Origin of the sequence: Alkalicaulis satelles (assembly GCF_008630495.1) — a bacterium.
Lineage (GTDB): Bacteria > Pseudomonadota > Alphaproteobacteria > Caulobacterales > Maricaulaceae > Oceanicaulis > Oceanicaulis satelles.
The window spans coordinates 811,318-836,193 of sequence record NZ_VWOJ01000002.1 but is presented as its reverse complement, the minus strand read 5'-3'; the positions used below and the strand labels follow the sequence as shown (position 1 = coordinate 836,193).

Genomic DNA, 24,876 nt, shown 5'->3' with positions numbered 1-24,876 from the left:
TTATGAATTGGCGGCGGCGGCGCGGTCCGGCATGGGCTGGCGGCGCGGGCGCGCGGCCGGCCTGGCGCTGGCCGTCCTGGCCACGCGCACCGGCGACTGGCCGGCTTTCTCTGCCAGCGCAGCGCCCAGCACCTCGGCCGCCTTCGCCGCGTCAGGCACGCCGCGCAGCATGGGCTGGGCGTTGTTCAGCCGCCACGGACGCACATGCGGCCACAGCGAGAGATACGCCGCCCGGTCCGGGCCGCTGAGCTGGAGCGGGATGTCGCCATGACCGCTGGCGCGCACATTGAGCGCCGCCGAGCCGATGATGGCGAACGGGATGTTGACCGCCTTGGGCAGGGCCACGCCGGCGCGTATCACAACCCGGCCTGAGGTGATCGTGTAGACGGTGGACCGCGCGATCAGCCATGCGAACAGGCACAGCAGGGCGATGGCCGCTGCGCCGGTGAGCGCCTGAAGCGAGGCGGTGGAGGCCGCCAGCCCCGCCCCGCCGCCGCCTGACAGGGTGGCGCTGGCCTCCCAGGTCATCAGCACGGCGAAATAGAGCGCTACAAAGCGGATGTGGAATACATGCACCGCCAGCGATTTCCAGTCAGGCGCGCCTTGCCAGAGGACGCGCTCGCCCTCGGGCAAATCATCCGGCAGGCCGGGAATGGGCTCAGGCTTCATTTTGTCAGGATCACACATCAGAACCACGGCTCCGCTTTGTCAGACGTGGCGTACAGCGTACCCGCCCCGTAATAGGCGCTGATCTTCTCTTCCTCGAGGCGCGTGACCTGGTCGGGAGACTTGTGCGCGGGAACCCCGGCGAACTGGCTGGCCTGGATCGCGCTGACCAGGGCCTTGCGCGCCTTGCCGCGGATATTGGTGAAGGCGAAGGGCAAGAGCACCTTGCGTCCGCCTTTAGCCAGCTCGACTTCGTAATATCGCACCAGCGCCTCGGCCCGGTCGACCCAGATATCGCTGATCACGCCGGCGCTTTCGCCATCGGCGCCGATCACCGTCATGCCGCGCGGATCGATCTTGGGCCGGGCCACGTCAAAGTCCGGCAGGGCGCGCATGGGCACGATCTTGGGCAGGTTTTCATGGGTCAGGTCCGGCTTGTCCTCACGCTGGGCGTAGGCGCCCGGACCGACGCCCGCCGCCATGGGATCGCCCACCGGCTGGGACGGGGCGCCGGGCCACACGGCCAGACGCTCCATATTGGGCGACGGGGCGTCGCGGGTCATGTCCGGCTTGAAGACCGTCTCACCACTCGGCAGCTTGAAGGCTTTGCGGGTGGGGAACCACACCGCGCCGGGCTCTTCCAGCTTGCCGGTGGTGTCGGCCTCGAGGGGATAGCCCTCGCGCCGGTCCTCGCGGCGCAGGTAGAAGACCAGGCCGATGAAGAACAAGGTGAACGCCATGAAGAGCAGCGTTGTGAGGTCCAGTGACCCGATAATCGCTCCGTCAGACATGATAAGGCCTCCCTTTCGAGCCTCTTATCCGGGGAATTCGGCCAGGCCGAACTTTCCGGGTTTGCGCTGCGCCAGGCCGCCGGCATGGCGGGCGAGCGGACCGATCGCCGCCAGGGCGGCGAACAGCAACGCGATTTCGATGTGATAGACGACTGAATATCCGACCGAGGGACCGGTCATGGCCGGGCCGAGATGGCCGGCTTGGGCGAACGCTTCGACCAGATCGCGCACCCCCCCGCCAATGGCGATGGCCGCGCCGGCCGCCGTGGCCTGCACCGCGCCCCAGGCGCCCAGCGCCATGCCTGATCCGCTGCCCTTGCCCAGCTCCATGACCGCGGTCAGCGTGCCCACGGCGAACAGGCCGCCGCCCAGACCGATCAGCACCGCGCCGGCCTGGAACAGGATGGGCGAGCCCAGCGGGTCGGAGAGGATCACGAAAGCGAAGGCGAACACGCCCACCACCATGCCGTAAGCGGCCAGGCGATGGGGGTCGAATCCGGCGCCGAGACCGCGCGCGGCCAGGCCGAAGCCCGCCAGCGCGCCCGCCGCCCACAAGGCGGTCAGCACCGTAGTGCCCGCCACCGACAGCCCCAGCACTTCCGCGCCATAGGGCTCCAGCAGCACGTCCTGCATGGAGAAAGCCGCAGCCCCCAGGCCCACCGCCACCAATAGGCGCATATGCCGGCCGCTGGCGGCGAATACCGCCCAGGCCTGAGCGAAACTTGGCCGGTCGCGGCCGGCGCGGGTCAGTTCGGGCGCGCGCGCTTCCTGGCGCCACAGCGCGGCGATATTGAGGATGATGGTCAGCGCCGCCGCCCCCTGCACCACCCGGATCAGTTTCAGCTCGGAGAAGTCCACCAGGAGCAGGCCGATGACGATGGCGCTGAGCACCATGCCCACCAGCAGCATCACATAGAGCAGCGCCACCACGCGCGGGCGGTTCTCCTCGGTGGCCAGATCAGTGGCCAGCGCCAGTCCCGCCGTCTGGGTGGTGTGCATCCCTGCGCCCACCAGCAGGAAGGCCAGCGCGCTGGCGGCGAAGCCCACCCAGGCCGGAGCGTTGGAATCGCCCGACAGAAGGATCAGGGCGAACGGCATGATCGCCAGCCCGCCAAACTGCATCAGCGAGCCGAACCAGATGAACGGCACGCGCCGCCAGCCCAGCGCCGAGACATGGGTGTCGGACTTGAACCCGATCAGGGCGCGCAAGGGGGCGAACACCAGCGGCAGGGCCACCATCACCGCCACCAGGACGGCGGGCATGCCCATATCGGCGATCATCACCCGGTTGAGCGTGCCGGTGAGCAGCACCGCGGCCATGCCCACGGAAATCTGGAACAGGGACAGGCGCAGGATCTGGCTTAGGGGCAGGTCCTTCGTCGCCGCATCGGCAAAGGGTAGCAGGGCGATGCCCAGCTGCGCCCAGCGGCGTGAAAAACGGGCCCCGTCGCGTTTCATCGGCGCACCAGCTCCATGGCCTGGGAGATGTAGAAGAAGCTGTCGATGCGCACGGTGCGCCCGATGCGCCAGTCCTGCAGGCCCGGATGGGCGCCGATGCGCCGGCGCAGGCCCTGCTCGGAGATCGGCACGATGGCCGGGGCGCGGTCAGACTTGGGAAACAGCTTGCCCGCCGCATGCATCACCGTCAGGAGCGGCGTGCGCGGGGCGAAGCTGAACATCACCGAGGTGCGCGCCCGGCCGGCGAGAGCCGCGATCATGGCGGTCATGTCCTCGGGCCCGTAATGGATCACCGAATCCATCGCCACCACCCGGTCCACCGGACCGGCGGACGCGTCGAGCATGTCGCCGGCGCGGAAGCGGACCGTGCCGGGCAGGTCCTTCGGCGCGCGCTCGGCGGCCAGGTCCAGAAGGGTGGGCGACAGGTCGACCGCCTCCACATGGGCGCCGCGCGCGGCCATGGCGAAGGCCAGCTGGCCCGCCCCGCAGCCCGCGTCCAGCACCGCCTCGCCGCCCATGTATGACGGCAGCCAGGACAGGAAGGTCTCGCGCAGCTTGTCGCGTCCGGCGCGCACGGTGGCGCGCACGCCGCTGACTGGCGCTTCGGAGGTGAGCTTGGCCCAGGCCTCCACCGCCGTGCGGTCGAAATAGGTCTCCAGGGCGTCGCGGCGCTGATGATAGGTGGTGTCAGCCATCATTCGAACCCCAGGAAGTCGAAGATTTCGCGGTCTTTCATGGGCGTGGCCACGCACGGATCGATGCCCGCCAGCAGCGAGGCGGCCAGGCGCAGATATTCTTCCTTCACCGCCTCGAGCTCGGGGCTTGAGTCCATCTCGAACAGGGTGCGCTTTTTCAGGCGCGACAGGCGGATGGCGTCCAGATCCGGGAAATGGGCCAGGCGGTTGAGCCCGGTCTCGGCGGCGAAACGGTCGATCTGGTCGGTGGCCGCCGAACGGTTGGCGATCACCCCGCCCAGACGCACCTGGTAGTTTTTCGACTTGGCGCCGATGGCGGCCATGATGCGGTTCATGGCGAAGATGGAATCGAAATCATTGGCCGCCACGATCAGGCCCCGGTGGGCGTGCTGGAGGGGCGAGGCGAAGCCGCCGCACACCACATCGCCCAGCACGTCGAAAATCACCACATCGGCATCGTCCAGCAGGTGGTGTTCTTTCAGCAGCTTCACCGTCTGGCCGACCACATAGCCGCCGCAGCCCGTGCCCGCAGGCGGGCCGCCCGCTTCCACGCACATCACCCCGTTATAGCCCTCGAACACATAGTCATCGGGGCGCAGTTCCTCGGTGTGGAAATCGACGCTCTCGAGCACGTCGATCACGGTGGGCGCCAGGCGCTTGGTCAGGGTGAAGGTGGAATCATGCTTGGGGTCGCAGCCGATCTGCAGCACCCGCTTGCCCAGCTTGGAGAAGGCCACCGAGAGATTGGACGAGGTGGTGGACTTGCCGATCCCGCCCTTGCCGTACACGGCGAAGACCTTCGCTGAATCGATCCCCAGAGAGGGGTCCAGATGCACCTGCACGCTGCCCTCTCCGTCAGGGGGGCGGGGGATGGTGCGGCTGATGTTCAGCATGGTCATGTGGAGATCCTTGCAAACGCGGTCATGCGATTTTCACAGCGGCGGGGGCGACGCCCTCCAGCCGGTCTTCCAGAGCTTCTCCGGCGCGCTGGAGCGCGGCCAGGGTTTCGGGATCCGGGCGCCAGTAGGCGCGCTCATGGGCCTCGATCAGGCGTTCAGACAGGCGCGCAGAGGCCTTGGGATTGAGCGCAGCGAGCCGCTCGCGCATGGCCTCGTCGAGCACATAGGTCTCGGTGATTTTCTGATAGACCCAGGGGTCCACCTGGCCGGTGGTGGCCGACCAGCCCATGGTGTTGGTCACATGGGCCTCGATATTGCGCACGCCTTCATGGCCGTGGCGCAGCATGGCCTCGTACCAGCGCGGATTGAGCATGCGGGTGCGCGTTTCCAGCGCCACCTGTTCGGACAGCGAGCGCACCTTGCCCTCACCCGAGGTCTGGTCGCCGATATAGACCGGCGCCTCGGCCCCGCCGCGCGCCCGGCTCACCGCCCGGCCGATCCCGCCCAGCGTATCGAAATAATGGTCGATGGTGGTGACGCCCAGCTCGATGGAATCGAGATTCTGATAGGCCATGTCCACATCGGCCAGGATGGCGCCCAGAAGCCCGTCCTGCTTGGCCGGCTGGCCGTTGCGGCCGAAGGCGTAGCATTTGCGGGTCTGATAGGCGTCGGCCAGCTCGTTCTCGTCATCCCACATGCCGCTGTCGATCAGCTGGTTGACATTGGCGCCATAGGCCCCGTCGGCGTTGGAGAACACCCGCAAGGCCGCGGTTTCCATGTCCACGCCGTGGGCCGCGGCATAGGCCAGCGCATGGCGGCGGATGGGATTGAGCTCGGCGGGCTCGTCGGCGGTGGCGGCCAGATAGGCGGCTTCCGCCAGCATTTTCGTCTGCAGGGGCAGGAGATCGCGGAAAATGCCCGACAGGGTCATAAGCACGTCAATGCGCGCCCGGCCCAGCTCTTCGAGCGGGATCAGCTCCGCGCCAGACAGACGTCCGAAGGAATCCTGACGCGGGCGCGCGCCAATCAGGGCCAGCGCCTGGGCGATGGGCCCGCCCTCGGTCTTGAGATTGTCGGTGCCCCACAGTACCAGCGCGATGGTTTCGGGAACAGCGCCGGTGTCCTGCACATGGCGGTCGATGACGCGCCGGGCCTGGGCCGCGCCGTCGCGCACCGCCCAGGGGCTGGGCAGGCGGAAGGGGTCAAAGCCGTGCAGATTGCGCCCGGTGGGCAGGATGTCGGGATTGCGCACCAGATCGCCGCCCGCCACCGGCGCCACGAAGCGCCCGCCAATGGCTCGCAGGGTCGACTCCAGCTCGCGGTTGGCGGCCAGGCCCGATTTGGTCGCCGCCAGACGGTCAAAGACCGGCGCCCACTGGGCGCGCTGGGCGGCGGGCAGAAGCGACAGGGCCGAGGCCGCCTGGCCGGTTTCCATCAGCGCGTCCAGCGCCGCGTCGGGCGGCGGCGCCCCGCGCTCGATCTCGGCGATGGCGGACAATAGATCGCGCTGGGCCGCGTCATCGGGGATTTCACCCAGCACATGCAGGCCATTGGGAATGAGGGTGGCTTCCAGCTCGGTGAGCTGATCACGCAGCGCCTCGATCTCGCTGACATGGGCGCCGGTCCAGACCGGCTCGGGCGCGGCCAGATCCAGCACGCCGGCTTGCGACTGGATCAGCTCGGCCAGCCCATCGCGGCGCGCGGCGGTCGCATCGGGGGGCAGAAGGCGCCAGTCGCTGAGCGAGGCCTTGAGCTCGGTCATGCCCCGGTACAGCCCGGCCTTGGAGATGGGCGGGGTGAGATAGCTGATCAGGGTGGCCGCGCTGCGCCGCTTGGCGATCAGGCCTTCGGACGGGTTGTCGGCGCAATAGAGATAGAAATTGGGCAGATCGCCGATCAGCCGGTCCGACCAGCACTCGCCCGACAGGCCGGTCTGCTTGCCCGGCATGAATTCCAGCGCGCCATGGGTGCCGAAATGCAGCACCGCGTCGGCGGCGAAATCCTCGCGCAGATAGCGGTAGAAGGCCGAGAAGGAATGGGTCGGTGCAAATCCGCCCTCGAACAGAAGGCGCATCGGGTCGCCCTCATAGCCGAAGCCCGGCTGCAGGCCGACCATCACATTGCCGAACTGCGCGCCCATGACGTAGATCGAGCGGCCATCAGTGTCCTTGCGGCCCGGCGCCGGACCCCACTGGGCCTCGATGTCTTTGAGATAGCGCTCTCGCCGGACATGATCGGCCACAGGAATGCGCGCCAGGATATTGGCGTCCGTGCCCAAGCGCTCGGGATCGCCCTCCAGCAGCGCGGCGCGCAGGGCGTCAATGCTGTCGGGGACCTCCACGTTATAGCCTTCGGCCTTCATGGCGCGCAGGAGATTATGAAGCGAGGCGAACACCGACAGGTTCGCCGCTGTGCCCGCCGCCCCGGCATTGGGCGGGAAGTTGAACAGCACCACGGCGATCTTGCGCTCTTTCAGCCGCGCGCGGCGCAGGGCCACCAGGCGTGCGGTGCGCGCAGCCAGCATTTCGGCGCGTTCGGCGCACACCTGCATGGCGCGCGGATGGCCGGGCGCGAACGCGCACTGGCGCGCGCAGCCCCGGCACACTTCGCCATCGGCGCAGCGCCCGCCGAACACCATTGGATTGGTGGCGCCGTCCAGCTCGGGGATGGTCACCATCATGGACGCTTCCACCGGGGTCAGACCGGCGGTGTTGGCGCGCCAGTCCTCCAGCGACTGGAATTCCAGCGGATGGGCGGCCAGATACGGCACGTCCAGCTTGGCCAAGAGGGCCTCGGCGGCGCGCGCATCATTATAGGCCGGCCCGCCCACCAGCGAGAAACCGGTCAGCGAGATGACCGCGTCCACGCGCGCCCTGCCCTGCTCGATGAAGAAATGCTCCACCGCCGGGCGCGCATCCAGCCCGCTGGCGAAGGCCGGGATCACATCCAGCCCCTGGGCCTCCAGCGCGCGGATCACGCCGTCATAATGGGCGGTGTCGCCCGCCAGCAGATAGGAGCGCATGACCAGGAGGCCCACCGTCCCCTTGCCCGCGCGGCGCCCGGCCGGCAGAGCCGAGACCTGTTCGGCGATGCGGCCGGGGCAGTCGGGGTGGTAGAGGCCTTCCTCGGGATACTCCACCGGCGGCGCAACACGCACCCGCCCGCGAAGACCCGCGCGCGGTCCCGCAGCGTAGCGGTCCACCAGATTGCGGATCATGTTGGCGAAATTGGTTTCAGACCCGGCCAGCCAGTATTGCATGGTCAGGAAAAAGGCGCGCAGGTCCTGGGCCTTGCCCGGCAGGAAGCGCAACAGCTTGGGCAGGCGGCGCAGCATGGCCATCTGGCTCTTGCCGCCCGCCTTGGGCGCGCCGTTATTGGACGCTCCCCCGCGCAGCTTCTTGAGCGCCATCATCAGCCCGCTCTGGGGCGCGCTCATGTCGAGCCCGCCCAGGCGCGTCAGGCGCACCACTTCCGGCGCGGACATGGAGCCCACAATGGCGTCGCATTCGCCCGCACGCGCCTGCAGGGCGGGCAGGACGGCCTGGATATGGTCCTCCAGGAACAGCATGTTGGCGGCGATGATGTCGCCGCGCGCAATGTCATCGCGGCAGCGATCCAGCGCGTCCGGGCTGGCGGCCCAGTCGGCGGCGGCGTGGAAGGCGAGCTCCAGCCCGGGATAGTCGGCGCGCAGGGCGTCGCGCGCACGTCCGGCGGCGCCCGCCAGATGATTGTCCAGCGTGACGATGACGACGCGTATCGGGACCGCCTCAGCGGCCAAAATGGGCTTTGGCATCGTAAAGCGTCTCCAGCGTGATCACCTCTGCGCCACACTCGGCGGCGTAGACTTCGGCGTTGCGGCGCGCCTTGCCACGCACGAAGAAGGGGATCTTCTTCAGCTCGGCCAGAGCGTCCTCACGCCACACGGCGTCAGCTGTCTCGGGTTGATCCCCGGCCGGTCGGGCCGGGGCGGCAGGCATAAGCTCATGCATGATTTCGGACGCCGCCGCCGCAGGCGCGGCGCGCGGCGCGCCATGGGCGCCCAGGTGAGAGGGTCCGGCGTCGTGGCCGAATTCGAAATCCTCCCGGAACATGCCCAGAAGGTGCTCTTCGAGCCCCATGACCAGCGGATGCACCCAGGTGTCGAAAATCACATTGGCGCCCTCGAACCCCATCTGGGGCGCGTAGCGGGCGGGGAAGTCCTCCACATGGACCGGGGCGGAGATCACCGCGCAGCCAATCCCGAGGCGCTTGGCGATATGGCGCTCCATCTGGGTGCCCAGCACCAGCTCGGGCGCGGCGGCCTCGATGGCGGCCTCCACCTCGAGATAATCGTCGCTGATCAGCGCCTCGACGCCATAGCGGGCCGCAGCCTCGCGCACAGGGCGCGCAAACTCGCGGTTATAGGCGCCCAGCCCGACCAGCTCGAAGCCCATTTCCTCCACCGCGATGCGCGCGGCGGCGGCGGCATGGGTGCCGTCGCCGAACACGAAGACGCGCTTGCCGGTGAGGTAATTGCTGTCCACCGAGCGTGACCACCAGGGCAGGCGCAGATCGCCATCCTCCAGCGCAGGCGCGGGATCGACCCCGGCGAGCCGGGCGGCTTCCTCGATGAAGTCGCGCGTGGCGCTGACCCCGATGGGCACGATGGTGGTGCGCGGCTGGCCGAAAGCTTTCTCCAGCCAGCGGGCGGCCTCTTCGGCGATTTCGGGATAGAGCACCACGTTGAAATCGGCCTCGCCCAGCCGGGCGATGTCCTGCGGGCCCGAGCCCATGGGCGCGCTGACGGCGACCTCGATGCCCATGCGGGCGAGCAGGCGGGTGATTTCCTTGACGTCGTCACGGTGACGGAAGCCCAGCGCCGAAGCGCCCAGAAGATTGCAGCGCGGCGGGCCGGGGCGGCGCTCGGCGCGCGCCTCGCCCGGGGCCGGCGCGTAAGGTCCGGCCAGCCCGCGCACCAGGCGGTAGAAGGTTTCCGACGCGCCCCAGTTCTCCCGACGCATATAGGAGGGCAGCTCCAGCGGCAGCACCGGACAGGGCAGGCCCAGCGTGGTGGCGAGCCCGCCAGGATCGTCCTGGATCAGCTCCGCCGTGCACGAGGCGCCCACCAGCATGGCGGCGGGCTTGAAGCGCTCATAGGCGTCTTTTGCCGCATCCTTGAACAGCTCGGCCGTATCCGAGCCCAGATCGCGGGCCTGGAAGGTGGTGTAAGTCACCGGGGGGCGATGGCCGCGCCGCTCGATCATGGTGAAGAGGAGGTCGGCATAGGTGTCGCCCTGGGGGGCGTGCAGCACGAAGTGCACGTCCTTCATGCCGGTGACCACCCGCATGGCGCCCACATGGGGCGGACCTTCATATGTCCAGACCGTGAGCTTCATGAGACCCTCAGCACGTCGCGGCGGCGCAGGGGCCGGGTGAACAGCTCGGCCAGATCGCCGGCCTGCTCGAAGCCCTGGATGGGGGTGAACACCAGCTCGATGGCCCATTTGGTGGACAGGCCCTCGGCCTCCAGCGGATTGGCCAGGCCCAGCCCGCACATCGTCAGGTCCGGACGCGCGGCCCGGCAGCGGTCGAGCTGGCTGTCCACGTGCTGGCCTTCGCTCAGGAGCACGTCCGCGGGCAGGCGCGGCAGCTCGCAATCGAGATGACCGCGATGGAGATAGGGCGTGCCCACCTCGATCAGGCGCGCATCCAGCTCCTCATGGAGAAAGCGCGCCAGCGGGATTTCCAGCTGGGAATCAGGGAAGAAGAACACGCTGCACCCGCTCAGCGCCTCGCGATGGCGGGCCAGAGCCTTGGCGGCCCGGGCGCGCGGCGCGGCGACCACGGTCTCAAAGCGTTCGCGGTCCACGCCCCAGGCGTCCGCCGCGGCGCGCAGCCAGGCTTCGGTGCCTCTGGCGCCCAGTGGAAACGGCGCGGCGATGCGCTTGGCGCCCCGGCCCTCAAGGGCTGCGCCCGTGCGCCCCAGGAAGGGCTGGGCGAGAAGATAGCGGGTGTTGGGGCCCACGGGCGGCAGACCGGACGCATTGCGCGCAGGCAGAAACCGCACCGGGCCCACGCCCAGCATGTCGAACAGCCGGGCGAACTGGTCCTCCACCACATCGGCCAGCGCCCCCACCACCAAAAGAGAGGCGGGCGCGTCAGGGTCTTCGGCGGGCAGTTCGGGCACGAGCGCTTCCAGGCAGGTGTCCTCGCCCTCGGTGAAGGTGGTCTCGATGCCGCTGCCCGAATAGGCCAGCACCCGCACGCCGTCATGGGCGGCGTTGAGCCGCTCGGCGGCGCGCGACAGGTCCATCTTGATCACTTCGCTGGGGCAGGAGCCCACCAGAAACAGCATCTTGATGTCCGGGCGCCGGGCCAGCACCTGGGCGGCGACGCGGTCAAGCTCGTCATTGGCGTCGGCCATGCCGGCCAGATCGCGCTCTTCAATGATGGCGGTGGCGAAGCGCGGCTCGGCGAAGATCATCACCCCGGCGGCCGACTGCATGAGATGGGCGCAGGTGCGCGAACCCACGATCAGGAAGAAGGCGTCCTGGATCTTGCGGTGCAGCCAGACAATGCCGGTGAGGCCGCAAAACACCTCTCGCTGGCCGCGCTCGCGCAGGACGTCCCGCTTGGCGCCGGGAGCGGCGATGGCTGTGTCCGGGGCGCAAGCCAGGGTCAAGAGGCCGCCCCCTCCAGCCGCGCCAGGCGCAGCTTCCACAGGAACTGGCCCGCATTGATGACGTAGGTGAAATAGGCCGCCAGCGCGATCATCATCTGCTGGTCAGCCGTGCCGATGGAGAAGATCACCGCCGCCAGATAGGCGGTGTGCAGGGCCAGCACGACCATGGAGAAGACGTCTTCCCAGAAGAAGGCCGGGGCGAACAGATAGCGCCCGAACACCACCTTCTCCCAGATCGCGCCGGTGACCATGATGGCGTAGAGCACCAGGGTCTTGATCACCACCGAGGCCGTGGCCAGCGCATAGCCCTCGCCCACAGCCAGATAGCGCACCACCAGATAGAGGCTGGCTGCGAAGATCACGAATTGCAGGGGCGCGAGCACGCCCTGGACCAGCGTCCAGGGGGTCGCGTCACGGATGCGGCGCTGCTCGGCGGTGTAGATCGGTGCGCGCGTCCCGGCGCGTACGGCGCGCACCCGGCGGCGCGCCGCGATGGAACTGCCGGCATGAGCCGTCCACGGACAGGGCGCCACGGTGTCGATAAACGCCTGAAGCCAGCGGTCCGTCATGCCTCCTAGGCCTGCCGCAACATCTCTTTGGCGGCCTTGGCTGAGTGAAAACTGGCGATGATTGCGTCCGGTATCGGCCTGCATGACTCGCCCTCCCTTGCGCTTCTTGCAGCCTGGAGCGTAAGGCAGCGATAAAGCGAGTGTCAACAAAATTGGACGTTCTGTTGATTTGACAGTCGCTTGCCCGCGGGCAACGGGCTCTATCGGGCGGCGCAGCAAAGATTTCTCTGGCGCACGCACCGATTAACTGTCAGGTTTGAAGCATAATTAGGGGCGGTCCGATCCTCAGGCGCCCTAGCTAAGTCCTGGGCGGTCCGTCACCGCCGCTACCACCCGAAATTGGCAGCGGTCACTAAAAGCGTGGCGCCCGGGCGGCCCCTCCGCCCCCGGCAGACCGCGTGGGGAGGATAGGCATCTGGCATGGCGCAAACGGAATTCGACCCGTTCAAACTGGCCGGTCTTGCGAAGCAAAGGCACGCGCCGTTCGCCTGGAAGTTATGGGGGCTAGGCCCGAAGCCGGGTCCCTGCCAACTGGACAAGGCCGGCCCGCCCAAGGATGTGCTCGACAAGCTGATCGAGGCGGAGATCATTCCCCGCCTGATGCTGATCAATCGCGAGGCGGCGGCGGCGCTTGACACCCCGCCGCGCCCGTTCCCGCCCGCCCCGTTCAGCCCCTCGCAGATCGAACAATTCGCCCGCCGGGCCGTGGACAGCGATGCATGTGTGCTGGTCGATGACATTGATGCACTCATCCAGGACGGCTTCAGTCACGAAGACATACTGCTCAAGCTGCTCACCCCGGCCGCGCGTCATCTGGGCTGGCTGTGGGAAGAGGACCTGGTTGATTTCACCGATGTCACCATCGGTCTGATGAAGCTGCACCGCGTGCTCGACGGGCTGAGAGCCGATACGCCCGGCAGTCTGGGCTCGGGTAAAGCCTCGCCGCGCATCCTGCTGGCGCCCTCGCCAGGCGAACAGCATGTATTCGGCGTGGTTATGGTGGGCGAATTCTTCGCCCGGTCAGGCTGGCGCGTGCACTGCGAATCCGCGCCCGAGGCAGGCTATCTGACCGAGGCGGTGGCCCAGACCCGCTATGACGTGGTGGGCCTGTCGGCGAGTTGTGCGGTCAAGGTCAAGCCGCTGCGTGAGCTGATCCGTCAGCTGCGGGCTCAATCCCGGAACCCTGATCTGATCGTCCTGGTTGGCGGACCGGCGTTCAATGGGGATATGGAAATGGCGCGGCGCATCGGCGCGGATGCGACCGCAACGGACGGCGTGCGCGCGGTTGTCACAGCGGAACGTTTGGTCCATAGGCTTACAGCTGCTGTGTGAATACAAGGCATAACGGTCACAAGGCGATTCCATGGACACAAAGGCCACCGAAGGCCCCAATGCCCAATTCCGGTCCAGAGATGTCGCCCTCTCGGCCTTCATTGATGAGATGGCGGCGGACCTGGCCGCGAATGCGGCTGATCTCGCCCTGCTGGTCGATCACCGCGGGGTGATCCGTGATGCAGCCTATTCCGGTGACGAGTTCGCCGACGAAGACGCCGTGGACAGCTGGATCGGGCGTAAATGGATCGAGCTGGTCCAGGATGATTCCCGCGACAAGATCAGCGCGCTTCTGAACGCGCCGGCTCATGCCGGCAAGCGCCGCTGGCGCCATGTCAATCACGCCCAGCCTGGCGGGCATGACCTGCCGGTGCGCTACTTCACCCTGCCCACAGGGCGCGAGGGGTGGACGCTGGCCATCGGGCGCGATTTGCGCGCGGCGGCGCGCATGCAAAAGCGCCTGATCGAGGCCCAGCGCGCCATGGAGCAGGACTATGCCCGCGTGCGCGAGGCCGAAACCCGCTTCCGCCTCCTGTTCCAGCTGTCGTCCGAAGGCGTCATCATTGTTGAAGGCGCCAGCTCCAAGGTCACCGATGTCAACGCAGCGGCGGCGCGCCTTCTGGGCCGGCCGGCCCAGCGTCTGGAAGGGCGCACGCTGGACGGCGTGTTCGGACCGGCCCGGTCCGAAGCGGTGCGCGAGACGCTGGCCGTGGCGCGCAAGACCGGACGCACCGAACGCGTGGAGCTGACGCTTGAGGGCGCCCATCAGCCCTGCCAGCTGTCCGCCTCGATCTACCGCCAGGGGCGGGATGTCCATTATCTGGTGCGCATCGCGGAGATGAATGCGCCCGCCGCCGCCCAGAGCGGCGCCTCGCTGGCGCGCCTGGCCGCCATACTGCCTGACGGGCTGGTGCTGACCGGCGAGGACGGCAAGATCCTCTCGGTCAACGAAGCCTTCGCCGACATCGTCCAGCTGAGTGATGTCAAGGCCGCAGCCGGCACGCCTGTCGAGACCTATCTGGGCCGCACCGAAACCGAAGTGAACGTGTTGATGGCCAATCTGCGCGAGCACGGCGTGATCCGCAATTTCGCGACCATGGTGCGCAGCCAGCATGATCTGCGCGAGCCGGTGGAAGTGTCCGCCGTGGCCGCGCCTGGACCATCGGGCACGGTGTACGGATTTTCCATCCGGCCCGTGGGCCGGCGCCTGGTGGCGGGCCGCCGCGAGAGCGGGGCGGCCATGCCCGCCAGCGTTGACCAGCTCACCGATCTGGTGGGACGGGTGGCGCTCAAGGATATCGTGCGCGAAAGCACGGACATGATCGAGCAGAGCTGTATCGAGGCGGCGCTGGCCCTGACCAATGACAACCGCGCCTCGGCGGCGGAGATCCTCGGTCTGAGCCGCCAGAGCCTGTACGCCAAGATGCACCGCCACAAGATCGGCGAACTGACTCCCAAGCCCGAACATTAATTCGGCCCCGATGGAGCCGGAAGGCGTCAAGTTTGGTGGACATTATGCACTTTACATACCGGCGACAATTGAGGCATTTTAGCCCAAACAGGCAAGCGCATAACTGCCGAATATTCTTGCTAAATCAGGGGGATTCACATATATAGATAGCACAACGGCCCGCCGGGGTGGAACCAGACGAGCCATTGCTCCTTTCCCCCGTGTGGACTGGGGGTGGAAATATGATTGCCGATTAAAGGCCGCGATCTTTCCTTGTCACGGGAGCGGGATCGCGGCCTTTCCTGCTTTTCCGGGCCCGCAACGCCGGTCGGCGAAGACGAAGCGGGCTCTTACCCTCCTGAACATGGCGCACCGCCCTTTCTGCGAATCGCGCGGCTGGATGCCGCGGGTCCTATATCGCCATAGCGTGGTGGCGCCGTCAACCCGGGAACTCCGGTTGCTTCCGCTTCGTTTGCTTTTTCCGCTGAGCGGCTGTATACGTCTTTGCAGTTCGGAATAGAAGCGGAGAAAGCCATGCCTCGCCAGCAAAGCCCTGGGTACCCGAATATGTCGCTTCAAAAGGCGATTGATCGGGTCCGAAAAATTCATGACGCCGATCGCACTGCTGAGATCGATCGGGAAACCGCCGCAATCCACCTTGGATATAGCGGCCTCTCCGGCGCTTCGGATAAGGCAATTGCCTCTTTGGTCCATTACGGCCTGCTGGAACGCGGCGGTAAGGGGCTCGTGCGCGTGAGCAAGATGGCCGTGGACATACTTCACCCCGATAGTCCTGCGGGGAAGCGTCGGGCGCTTGTAGAGGCCGCGTTCCATCCACAGGTTTTTCGCTCGATAAAAGAGCGGTTCCCGCATGTGCCGTCCGAGCCCGCTCTGAAATCATGGCTCGTACGGGAGAATTTTCAGGACCGGGCTATCGGTCCTGTCACTCAGGCCTACTTGGACACTTGCCGCTATCTTGAGCAGGAAGAAGTTGACGGAAGTGGTGGCCCTTCCGCCGGTGAAGCGGGAGAATCGTCGTCAATGCAGCCCCTAGAAGGGTCCGCGACTACACCGAAGGTCGGTGACTACGTCCAATGGGACTCTGGCGGAGCGCTGCAGTTCGAGAAGCCACGCCGGATACGCTGGGTCAGTGATGACGAGGCGTGGCTGGCCGTGGAAGGCAGCGACACAGGAATACCCATGACCGAAGTATCAATTGAAAAGCCGCCAGCTCCTCCGTCAGGCGTTCGAGTTCCGCCGGAGGGCGGGATGACGCCTCCGCCAGCTCCGCCCTCGCCAAACACTTTAAAGACGCAGGGGGGTGAGCGGCCTCCCTTCAAGGTCATTCAAGAGGGGGCTAAAATCCATGTTGAGGCGTATGACCTCAATGCGAGCAGTCTCGCACGCCTGCGACGGAAGCTTGAGAAGTATCAAGAGATACTGGAGATGGATACCGATGAGGACGAAGAAGAAGGCGATCTCTGACCCAAAGGGCTGTCTGGAAGCTGACGCGCGGCGTGATGAGGTGCTCAGGATTATGCTCGCCACGCCGCCGAAACCGAGGCCTAAATCTGAGCCGGGCGGAAGACGCGGCAGGCCTATCGCCGCCGCGTCTTCGTCCACCAGCGGGAACGACGCTTCTTAGCCTGCAAGCGCCGCCGTTTCCGGGCCACAAGGCCTTTGATATTTGAGGCGCTTGCCAATGGCTCCAGTGATCGCTTTCGCAGCCCGCATATCGTCGTCCACGCCGCGCGCGATGCGGTGGGTATAGCGGAAATCGAACTCAGCCATGTAGCGGTGAAGGTGCCGCTTGGCGCAGTGCTGGTATATGCCGCGCATCCCTCGCTTAAAGATCGCGAAGAAACCTTCAATCGTCTGCGTGTTGATGGTGCGATCCTCCCGAGAGACATACTCATCGCGGGCGTGAGAGACAGAGCCGTGCGCGGCGAAGTCTTTGCCGAGAGCCCGGTAGTGGGCGGCCTCGTCGGTGATCAGACGGGCCTCCTTCGCGATGTTCTCTTGCAGGATCGGTGCGATGGTTTTGGCGCTGAGATGATCCATGACGAATGAGCGAGCGCGACCGGTGTCCCGGTCTACCAGCGTCAGAACCTTGCACATGCTGCGGTAAGGCAAACGGCTTTCCGGCACATCGGAGTCACGACCGATGAACGTTTCATCGGCTTCCACATCGCCGCCACCACCGCCCATCGGGGTTTCAAGGCTGCCCTCGCGCATCGCTTCGCGGATACGGTGAGCCACAAACCAAGCCGTCCGGTAGGAGCCGAGGCCGAGATTACGTTGAAGTTGGGCCGCGCTAATGCCCTTCTTGCTCGATACCATGAGTTGAACCGCCAACAGCCACTTGGTGAGGGGCAGCTTCGAGGACTCAAAAACGGTTCCCATCGTGGCAGTGAACGGCTTCTCACAGCCCTTGCACTTATAGAGGCCAGGGCGGTGGGATTTGCCTTGCATGAGGGTGGAGTTATCGACCTCGCCGCAGTGCGGGCAGGTGCGCCCGTTCGGCCAGCGCAGCTTCTCAAAATGCTCGCGAGCGGCTTGTTCATCGTGAAAGATCGGACTGGTAAGATCGGTCATTGCTCTAACTCCTTGAGCAAGAACCTAGCCGATCACGCTCGGTATGTAAAGTGCATAATGTCCAGTTTGGTTGACGGTATTGACTGTGAGCCGTAGCTTACAGTCATGGATCACACTGCGGCAGCACCGGCCCCGCGCCTGAAAACATCGCTTCTGGCGGTGGTGGAGCTGTCAAAGCCTGTCACCTGGTTTCCGCCCATGTGGGCGTTCGGCTGCGGGGTGGTGTCCTCGGGCCAGATGAGCTTTGACAATCTCTGGCTTCTGATCGGCGGGGTCTTGCTGGCCGGGCCGCTCCTGTGCGCGGGCAGCCAGGCGGTCAATGACTGGTTCGACCGGCATGTGGACGCCATCAACGAGCCCGGGCGCCCGATTCCGTCGGGCCGGATTCCCGGCCGTTGGGGCCTATGGATTGCAATTTTCTGGTCTGTGGCCGGGCTGGTCTGGGCGAGCTTTCTGGGCGTGTGGGTTCTGGCGGCGGCGGCGGCGGGCGTGGCCCTGTCCTGGGCCTATAGCGCGCCGCCCGTACGCCTGAAGCGCAGCGGCATATGGGGCCCGCTCTCGGTGGGCTTCTCCTATGAGGGCCTGGCCTGGTTCACCGGCGCCGCCGTGATGGCCCAGGCCCTGCCCGATGCGCGCACCATCACCTTGGCCGTGCTCTACAGCCTGGGCGCTTACGGCATCATGGTGCTCAATGATTTCAAGGCCATCGAGGGCGACCGGGCCATGGGGCTGAAATCCCTGCCCGCCGCGCTGGGCCCGCGCAAGGCGGCCTGGATCGCCTGCGTGACCATGGCGGTTCCCCAGGCGGTGGTGATCGCTCTGCTGATGATCTGGAACACGCCCCTTCATGCCGGACTGGTGGGCCTTTCCCTTGCGATCCAGATCGCCCTGATGGCCCGCCTGATGCGCGATCCCAAGGCCCTGGCGCCCTGGTACAACGCCACCGGCGTGATGCTTTACGTGCTGGGCATGCTGGCGAGCGCTTTCGCCCTGTCCGGACTGAACCAGGCCGCGCTGTAACGCGCGCCAGACCTGCGCCGTGCGCGGCGCGTCTTGAAGGAGGCCCTTCGCGTGAGCCAGACGATGGAAACCTATGACGCTGTCGTGGTCGGCGGCGGGCCCGCCGGGGCCACCGCCGCCCAGACGCTGGCCAGGGCCGGCGCTTCGGTGCTGCTGATCGACAAGCCCGGACGCATCAAGCCCTGCGGCGGGGCGGTGCCGCCCAAGCTGATCCGCGAATACCGCATACCCGACGCCCAGATCGTGGCGCGCACCCAGGGTGCGCGCATTCTCGCCCCTTCCGGCAAGGAAGTGGATATGCCCATTGGCCAGGGCTATGTGGGCATGGTGGACCGCGAGCATTTCGATGAATTCCTGCGCCAGCGCGCCGCCGACGCGGGCGCGGTGCGCCGCGACGGCGCGTTTGACCGGTTCGAGCGCGATGAAGACGGGACGGCGGTCATCGTGTTCGCGCCCGCCGAAGCGCCTGACGACGAAGTGCGGGTGCGCGCGCGCGTGGTGATCGGCGCGGACGGGGCGCGCTCCAGGCTCGCCCGGCAGACGGTGAAGGGCGCGCACAAGGTCAAGAGCGTGTTCGCCTATCATGAGATCGTGCGCGCGCCTGAGGCCGGTTCGGGCTCACATTACGATCCGCGCCGCTGCGACGTGTATTATGACGGGCGCATCTCGCCGGACTTCTATGGCTGGGTCTTTCCCCATGGCGCCGTCGCCAGCGTGGGCACGGGCAGCCAGGTCAAGGGCTTTTCCTTGCGCGGCGCGGTCAAGGCCTTGCGCCAGTCCGCCGGACTTGACGGGTGCGAGATCGTGCGCCGCGAAGGCGCGCCTTTGCCCTACAAGCCCGCGCCGCGCTGGGATAATGGCCGCGACGTGGTGCTGTGCGGCGACGCCGCCGGCGCCGTCGCGCCGTCATCGGGCGAAGGGATATTTTACGCCATGACCTCGGGCGAGATGGCTGGCGATGGCGCTTTGGCGTTCCTGGCCACCGGCGATGCGCGCGCTCTGGCGGGGGTGCGCAAGCGCTTCATGAAGGATCACGGCAAGGTCTTCTGGATCCTGGGGATCATGCAGCACTTCTGGTATCGCAGCGACAAGCGGCGCGAGCGCTTCGTGTCGATCTGCGCCGATGAGGATGTGCAGCGCCTGACCTGGCAGGGCTATATGGAAAAAGAACTGGTGCGCCGCGATCCGGGCGCCCATGCGCGCATCTTCTTCAAAGACCTCGCCCATCTCCTGGGCATGTCGCCGCGCTGAGCGGGGCGGGCATGCCTGTCTGGCTGGAAAGCCTCTTCGTCACGGGGCGCGTGGTCGATCTGATCCTGGTTCTGGTGGTGGCGGAATGCGCCGTGCTGGCCCTGTGGCCGCGCCTGCGCGGGGCGATGAGCCTTCTCGACATCGCCGCGCTGATCGCGCCGGGCGTGATGCTGCTTCTGGCCGTGCGCGCGGCGCTGACCGGCGCCCCCCACATGCTGACGGCGGCCATGCTGGCCGCCGCCTTTGCCTGTCATATCGCGGATGTGGCGCGCCGGCGCCGGTTCAAGGCGCCGGACCGGCCCTGACGTGAGGCCTATTCGGCCACCCCGCCATTCTCTTTCATCCAGGCGATGAGATCCGCACGCTGCTGCTCATTGCGGATGCCGGGGAACACCATATTGGTGCCCGGCATGAAGCGGCGCGGATTTTCCAGATACTCGAACATGACTTCGGCGTCCCACACCACGCCGGAATCGCGGTTGGCGGCGGAGTAGCGGAAGCCTTCCACCGTGCCCGCAGTGCGCCCGAAAATACCATACAGGGACGGGCCGGTGCGGTTCACGCCCTCGTCCATGACATGGCAGGTCTGACACTGCACGAACACACGGCGGCCCGCCTGGGGATTGCCGGTCAGGCCAGCAACCAGGAACTCGCCATCCCCCACGGCGCCGGCGCCATTGCCATTGGTCTCGCTGGCGGCGGGTTCTTCAGCCTCAGGCTCTTCCCCGGCGGCGGCCTCCGTCTCAGAAGGGCTGTCAGGCGTTTCATCAGCGGCGTCTTCAACCGTTTCTTCCGCGTCGGCCGCGTCTTCATCCGCTTCGGTCTGCGCGGCGGCCTCATCGGGTTCGGGCGCAGCGGCCGGGGGCGGCGCCGGCTGGTCCGCCGCAGGCTGGTTATTGTCTCCACATGCGGCCAGAGCCGTGGACGCCATAAGCGCTACAAAAAGATGCGTCGTCTTCATTGAGCCTGCTCCTCCCAAATTGGCTGAGTGAAGATAGCGCTGAATAGGCTGACGGCTAGTCCCGCCGGAAAATTTCACACACACCCGCCCGGAAGGCCGTGAGCGGGCCTTATTGCGGCGGGATATGACGCACTGACAGGCCCAGATCGGACAGGACGGACATGTCCTCGTCCAGCTTGAAAAACAGGTCCATGCCCACGGGCTCGTCCGGGTTCATGACCAGCTCCACCGCGCCGCCCTCCGAGATCAGGGCGCTGATGGCGCCGCCCAGCTGCAGGGCCAGGCCGTCAGGCAACATGCCCCCAGCCATGGCGATGCCCAGGCTGACCATGGTGGCCGCCTGCATGCGCGCCTCTTCCGGGCTGACGCCCTGCATCTGCGCATTCATGGCGATCAGGCGCGACACCAGATCGCGATCTTCGATGCGGATCGTCATCGCGTTCACCTTGAGATGGCCATAAGCCTCCAGAAGGCGCTCATCGGCGGCGTCAAGCTGGGCCGGGTCCTCCTCGGCCAGGATGATCATCTCGCTCATCAGGGCGGCGGTGGCGTCCGAATAGGCCTGCAAGCCGGTCACGTCCTGGGCCAGGGATATGCGCAGCCCGTCCGTGAGCTCGAACCAGTAATCATCCAGCGTGGTGGTGGCCCGGTCGGCTTGCGGATCGAAACGGGTGCGGCTGTAAGCGGCGAACTCCAGAACCTCATAGCCCATCATCGCCAGCATCTGTGAGGCTTCAGCCATTTCAGGGGCGTCCGGGGACAGCGCGATGCGCAGGCTGGGCATCTCGGCGATGATGTCGATGCTGTCATCACGCCGCGTCTCATAGCGCATGTCCATAGAGGGCATGTCGATGGACGCGCCGCCTGCAGCCAGCTCAAGACCGCGCACACGCATGGCGTCAAACGCGCCCGTCGGGCGCATCCAGGCTGACATGGCGTCGCCGAACGCGTCGCCCAGCGCCGGGAAACCGGTCTCGTCGTCCAGATTGAGGAAGATTTCCGCAAACAGGGCGTCCATTCCGGTCATGGAGAATTCCTCCAGAGCGAACATGAACGCTTCGCCCGCCTCGCCCGCATCACGGAAGGCCATGCCCTCGATCACCGCGCGGCCCAGCTTCTGACCGTCGAAATCCTCCAGCGCCATGCGCGCGATCCGGCCCGTGGGGGCGGCCCCATTGTCGCGCGGGGCAATGGTCATGCCGCTCATGGAGACTTCGGAGAACGTGTAATCGGCGGCGCTGCGCGAAGGCGGCTCATAGCCCCCCTCATTCATCCGGCCCGCCATCACGTCGGACAGCCACTGCGACAGGCCCGGTCCGGGCTGGTCCACCTTCAGGCGCTCCAGCCGGGTGATCTGGTCCTCGTCCTCAACGGTGAGGTCTTCGGCCTCCAGCGCATCAAACCGGGTCACCCCGCCTTCCACGCGCGGCGCGGCGATGGAGAAGCGCCCGATGCGTCCAGGAAGCTCGCTGTCCGGGCGGGTCACGCCGGTGAAAACCGCCACGCCCCCGTCAATGACAGAGGAGTCCCATTCCATGCGGGACTCTTCGGCCATGCCCAGAGCGCCCAAGCCTTCCTCGATCTGATCGCGGGTGACCTCGGTGCGCGGTCCCTCGCCCGGGCGATCCGGCCCGCAGGCGGTGACGGCGATGGCGGCGAAGGCGCTAATGGCGGCCAGCTTGGATAGGCGGATGGCGTCAGTCATGGCGAGGTCCCCTGTTTCGCACGGCAAGGCGCGCACATTAGCGCCTGAGTGTGCGGCGCGCATCTCATAGTTTTGCGTCAAGCAGTTGATTTCAGTCCCCGCCCATGCGTCCCAACAGGGCCGCGATAGGGTCGTCCCCGTCCGGTTCCGGATCGGGCTCTGGCGCAGGCGCCGGCATCTCGAGCAGGGCCGCTATGGGATCATCCCGGCGCGCAGGCTCGATCAGCAGGGCGTCCAGCGGCGCGGGATAAACCGGCGCAGCGTTGATGAAGCGGGCGAAGACCTGGGCCGGACCCGCCCCGCCCAACGCTTCCTGCGTAGGGGAGAAATCGTCATTGCCCATCCACACCACAGCGGCCATCCCCTCCGACCAGCCCGCGAACCAGGCGTCGCGATGGCCGTTGGTGGTGCCGGTCTTGCCGCGCACCTCACGGCCGGGAACGCGCGCGCTGCGCCCGGTGCCGGTCTCCACGGCGGCGGCGAAGATGCGGTCCATGTCCGCGGCCACGCGCCCGGCCAGCACCACCGGTCCCGGCGCGTCCTCGCGCGCCCAGATCACCCGGCCGTCCGGCGCCTCGATGGCGGTGATGGCGTAAGGCTCAGCCGCACGCCCGCCATTCATGAAGGGCAGATAGGCGCCGATCAGCTCCAGCGGGGTCACCTCATAGGCGCCCAGGGCCGCCGACGCCGTGTTCTGGATCGGGCTGGTCACGCCCATGCGGCGCGCCGTGCGCAACACCCAGCCGCGCCCGGTGGTCTCTGAGACCTGCACGGCGACCGCATTGGAGGAACGCGCGAACGCGGTCTCCAGCGTCATCGGGCCCTCATAGCGATTGTTGAAATTCTCCGGCGCCCAGGAGCCGTAACGCACCGGCTGGTCCTCGAACACGTCATCGGGGGTCAGCCCGCCCTCGAACCCCGCGGCGTAGACGAAGGGCTTGAACGCCGAGCCGGGCTGGCGCCGCGCGCTGACCGCCCGGTTGAAGGGCGAGCGCACATAATCGGCCCCGCCGGCCATGGCCACCACGGCGCCGGTGTGATCAAGCGCCGCCAGCGCGCCTGTTCCGGCGCCGCGCGCCAGGGCCGGATCATTGAGGCCCTCGCGCAGGGCCTGTTCGGCGGCGCGCTGGGCGGCGATGTCGAGCGTGGTGCGCACCACCAGATCGCCCGTGTGACCGGGCGCGAGCTCGCGCACCTGGGGCAGCACCCAGTCGGCGAACCAGCCCGCGCCCGGGCTGGCGTTTCCACGCGACACCCGGATGGGCGCCTCGGCGGCGGCGATGCGTTCAGCCTCGGTGATCCGGCCCGCCGCCAGCATCAGATCGAGCACCACCGTGGCGCGCACCGAGGCGCGGCGCGCGTCCGAGGTGGGGGCGTAGCGCGAGGGCGCCTTCAGAAGGCCCGCCAGCAGGGCCGCTTCGCCCAGGGTGAGTTCGTGCGCGCTCTTGGAGAAATAGCGCTGGGCGGCGTCCTCCGCGCCCCAGGCGCCGGCGCCGAAATAGACCCGGTTGAGATAAAGCGCGAGGATCTCGTCCTTGGTGAAGCGCTGCTCCAGCCAGAAGGCGAGCATCATTTCCTGCACCTTGCGCTCCAGCGTGCGGTCGGGCGTCAGGAACAAATTCTTGGCCAGCTGCTGGGTGATGGTGGACCCGCCCTGCACCACGCGCCCGGCGCGCATATTGGCCAGCGCCGCCCGGCCTGCGCCGATCAGATCGACGCCGAAATGGCTGTAGAACCGCCGGTCCTCCACCGCCAGAACCGCGTCCACCAGCGTGCCCGGCAGATCCCCGGCGCGGATGGCGGCCTGTCCGGCCTCGCCGCGGCGCACAATGGTGCGCCCGTGCCGGTCCAGCAAAACGATCGCGCCCGCCGAAGGCGCAGGCTCCAGCCCGGACAGCTCGGGCAGGGTGCGCGCCAGCGAGGCCAGCCACACCGCGCCGGCCAGAGAGGCCAGCAGAACCGCCGACGCCCCCAGACGCAGCCAGCTCCCCGCCCCCGCCCGGCGTTTGCGGGACGGGCGCACGCGCGAATAGGGCCGCGGGCTCTTATGATCAGGCATGGATTGCGCGCTCTGTCTGACCGGTCATGACCGGCCCCACAAAGCGTCAGCAGGGTTAAGGGCGGGTGAAACATCATCCCGATTCCTGTCTTGCCCGCGCGCCTGGGCCGCGCGATCATGGGCGTTGAGCCTCCAGAGGGAATGATCTCATGGCCCGACGCTTGTTCAACCGCGCCGCCTTGCGCGGCGCCGCCGCTGCGGGAGGCGCGCTGGCGCTCGGGGCGTGCGCGCTGATGCCTGATGGCGAGAGCGTGTGTCCCGACCGCGGACCCAATACCGGCAGCTGGCCCTATTGCGGCGAAGCCCCGCCGGGCGGACCGGGCGCAGCGGACGACCGGGTCAATCCGCGCGGCGGGCCCAGCCGGGGCTGACAGGCGCATGAACGCCCTGTGAACCGGGCCTTCAGGCGCGGTTCGCCCGGCCTGGCGTGATATGGGCGGTGCACGCGCGCCGCGTGCGGACAAGACCGGTGGGGAGGGCGTGATGCTGGCGGAATACCCGGCTGAGCTGGTGATGATCGCATTGGCGTTGACGGCGAGCCTTGTCGTGGGCCTGCCGGTGCGCATTGTGGGCTGGCGCGCGACGCTGGCCGGTTTTGGCCTTGTGCGCCGGGGCCTTCGCGCCCACCGGTGGAAAATCCTTCTGGTGCTGGTGATCGGATCGCTGGCGGGGCTGTGGCGCTTTGACAGCGTGCGCGATCTGGCCTTCTCGCTGTTCTGACGGGCGAAGCCGTCACGAAATCATCACGCGCAGGCAAGGGCGCG

Annotated in this window: 21 protein-coding genes; 8 read left to right on the top strand and 13 right to left on the bottom strand. The window is 67.2% G+C overall.

Annotated features, from left to right (window positions below):
• From puhB to bchF, 9 genes are read right to left on the bottom strand one after another with little or no spacing between them, the layout of a single operon-like run.
• Nucleotides 1–669 carry a photosynthetic complex putative assembly protein PuhB gene (gene puhB / locus F1654_RS09630; RefSeq protein WP_199200529.1) on the bottom strand — a complete coding sequence of 223 codons (669 nt, stop codon included), beginning with the start codon at nt 667–669 and terminating at the stop codon, nt 1–3.
• A 17-nt stretch (nt 670–686) separates the two neighbouring features.
• Nucleotides 687–1,457: a photosynthetic reaction center subunit H gene (puhA, locus tag F1654_RS09625; protein WP_150023294.1), complete on the bottom strand. Its 771-nt coding sequence runs from the start codon at nt 1,455–1,457 to the stop codon at nt 687–689.
• Nucleotides 1,458–1,481: 24 nt separating this feature from the next.
• Nucleotides 1,482–2,915: a BCD family MFS transporter gene (locus F1654_RS09620; protein ID WP_150023293.1), complete on the bottom strand. Its 1,434-nt coding sequence runs from the start codon at nt 2,913–2,915 to the stop codon at nt 1,482–1,484.
• The gene (bchM, locus tag F1654_RS09615) at nt 2,912–3,610 is read right to left on the bottom strand and encodes a magnesium protoporphyrin IX methyltransferase (RefSeq protein ID WP_150023292.1); all 699 of its coding nucleotides are present in this window, start codon (nt 3,608–3,610) and stop codon (nt 2,912–2,914) included. Before bchM ends, F1654_RS09620 begins: the two co-directional genes overlap by 4 nt.
• On the bottom strand, nt 3,610–4,509 hold the full coding sequence (bchL, locus tag F1654_RS09610) for a ferredoxin:protochlorophyllide reductase (ATP-dependent) iron-sulfur ATP-binding protein (protein ID WP_199200528.1): 900 nt from the start codon (nt 4,507–4,509) through the stop codon (nt 3,610–3,612). The genes bchM and bchL overlap by 1 nt, the downstream gene beginning before the upstream one ends.
• Before the next feature lie 22 nt (nt 4,510–4,531).
• Nucleotides 4,532–8,302: a magnesium chelatase subunit H gene (locus F1654_RS09605; protein ID WP_150023291.1), complete on the bottom strand. Its 3,771-nt coding sequence runs from the start codon at nt 8,300–8,302 to the stop codon at nt 4,532–4,534.
• Entirely contained in the window at nt 8,277–9,884 is a 1,608-nt protein-coding gene (gene bchB, locus F1654_RS09600) for a ferredoxin:protochlorophyllide reductase (ATP-dependent) subunit B (protein WP_150023290.1), read from the bottom strand. The genes F1654_RS09605 and bchB overlap by 26 nt, the downstream gene beginning before the upstream one ends.
• Nucleotides 9,881–11,164, bottom strand: coding sequence for a ferredoxin:protochlorophyllide reductase (ATP-dependent) subunit N (locus F1654_RS09595; protein ID WP_150023406.1), 1,284 nt, complete (start codon nt 11,162–11,164; stop codon nt 9,881–9,883). The genes bchB and F1654_RS09595 overlap by 4 nt, the downstream gene beginning before the upstream one ends.
• A gap of 2 nt (nt 11,165–11,166) precedes the next feature.
• On the bottom strand, nt 11,167–11,739 hold the full coding sequence (bchF, locus tag F1654_RS09590) for a 2-vinyl bacteriochlorophyllide hydratase (RefSeq protein WP_150023289.1): 573 nt from the start codon (nt 11,737–11,739) through the stop codon (nt 11,167–11,169).
• Between the two features lie 420 nt (nt 11,740–12,159).
• Between bchF and F1654_RS09585 the strand changes: the two genes are divergently transcribed.
• The 3 genes from F1654_RS09585 (at nt 12,160) to F1654_RS09575 (ending at nt 16,006) form a co-directional block, all read left to right on the top strand.
• Complete coding sequence (locus F1654_RS09585; protein WP_150023288.1) at nt 12,160–13,071, top strand: cobalamin B12-binding domain-containing protein; 912 nt, start codon at nt 12,160–12,162, stop codon at nt 13,069–13,071.
• 31 nt (nt 13,072–13,102) lie between these two features.
• A complete protein-coding gene (ppsR, locus tag F1654_RS09580) occupies nt 13,103–14,542 on the top strand; it encodes a transcriptional regulator PpsR (protein WP_150023287.1) in 1,440 nt (479 codons plus the stop codon).
• A 513-nt stretch (nt 14,543–15,055) separates the two neighbouring features.
• Complete coding sequence (locus tag F1654_RS09575) at nt 15,056–16,006, top strand: hypothetical protein (RefSeq protein ID WP_233205213.1); 951 nt, start codon at nt 15,056–15,058, stop codon at nt 16,004–16,006.
• A 156-nt stretch (nt 16,007–16,162) separates the two neighbouring features.
• Here F1654_RS09575 and F1654_RS09570 read toward each other — a convergent pair whose 3' ends face one another.
• Entirely contained in the window at nt 16,163–17,116 is a 954-nt protein-coding gene (locus F1654_RS09570) for an IS1595 family transposase (protein WP_150023285.1), read from the bottom strand.
• Between the two features lie 105 nt (nt 17,117–17,221).
• Between F1654_RS09570 and chlG the strand changes: the two genes are divergently transcribed.
• The 3 genes from chlG (at nt 17,222) to F1654_RS09555 (ending at nt 19,692) form a co-directional block, all read left to right on the top strand.
• Nucleotides 17,222–18,136, top strand: a complete 915-nt coding sequence (gene chlG, locus F1654_RS09565) for a chlorophyll synthase ChlG (RefSeq protein WP_150023284.1) — start codon at nt 17,222–17,224, stop codon at nt 18,134–18,136.
• Between the two features lie 63 nt (nt 18,137–18,199).
• Nucleotides 18,200–19,387 carry a geranylgeranyl diphosphate reductase gene (locus F1654_RS09560; RefSeq protein WP_150023405.1) on the top strand — a complete coding sequence of 396 codons (1,188 nt, stop codon included), beginning with the start codon at nt 18,200–18,202 and terminating at the stop codon, nt 19,385–19,387.
• A gap of 11 nt (nt 19,388–19,398) precedes the next feature.
• Nucleotides 19,399–19,692, top strand: coding sequence for a hypothetical protein (locus tag F1654_RS09555; RefSeq protein ID WP_233205211.1), 294 nt, complete (start codon nt 19,399–19,401; stop codon nt 19,690–19,692).
• Nucleotides 19,693–19,700: 8 nt separating this feature from the next.
• Here F1654_RS09555 and F1654_RS09550 read toward each other — a convergent pair whose 3' ends face one another.
• From F1654_RS09550 to F1654_RS09540, 3 genes are all read right to left on the bottom strand, one after another.
• Nucleotides 19,701–20,348 (bottom strand): c-type cytochrome, encoded by a 648-nt coding sequence (locus F1654_RS09550; protein ID WP_233205210.1) that lies wholly within the window; start codon nt 20,346–20,348, stop codon nt 19,701–19,703.
• 109 nt (nt 20,349–20,457) lie between these two features.
• Complete coding sequence (locus tag F1654_RS09545; protein ID WP_150023283.1) at nt 20,458–22,053, bottom strand: hypothetical protein; 1,596 nt, start codon at nt 22,051–22,053, stop codon at nt 20,458–20,460.
• A 91-nt stretch (nt 22,054–22,144) separates the two neighbouring features.
• On the bottom strand, nt 22,145–24,112 hold the full coding sequence (locus F1654_RS09540; protein ID WP_150023282.1) for a transglycosylase domain-containing protein: 1,968 nt from the start codon (nt 24,110–24,112) through the stop codon (nt 22,145–22,147).
• Between the two features lie 149 nt (nt 24,113–24,261).
• Between F1654_RS09540 and F1654_RS09535 the strand changes: the two genes are divergently transcribed.
• Nucleotides 24,262–24,483 carry a hypothetical protein gene (locus F1654_RS09535; RefSeq protein ID WP_150023281.1) on the top strand — a complete coding sequence of 74 codons (222 nt, stop codon included), beginning with the start codon at nt 24,262–24,264 and terminating at the stop codon, nt 24,481–24,483.
• 112 nt (nt 24,484–24,595) lie between these two features.
• Entirely contained in the window at nt 24,596–24,832 is a 237-nt protein-coding gene (locus F1654_RS09530; RefSeq protein ID WP_150023280.1) for a hypothetical protein, read from the top strand.
• Nucleotides 24,833–24,876: the final 44 nt, after the last annotated feature.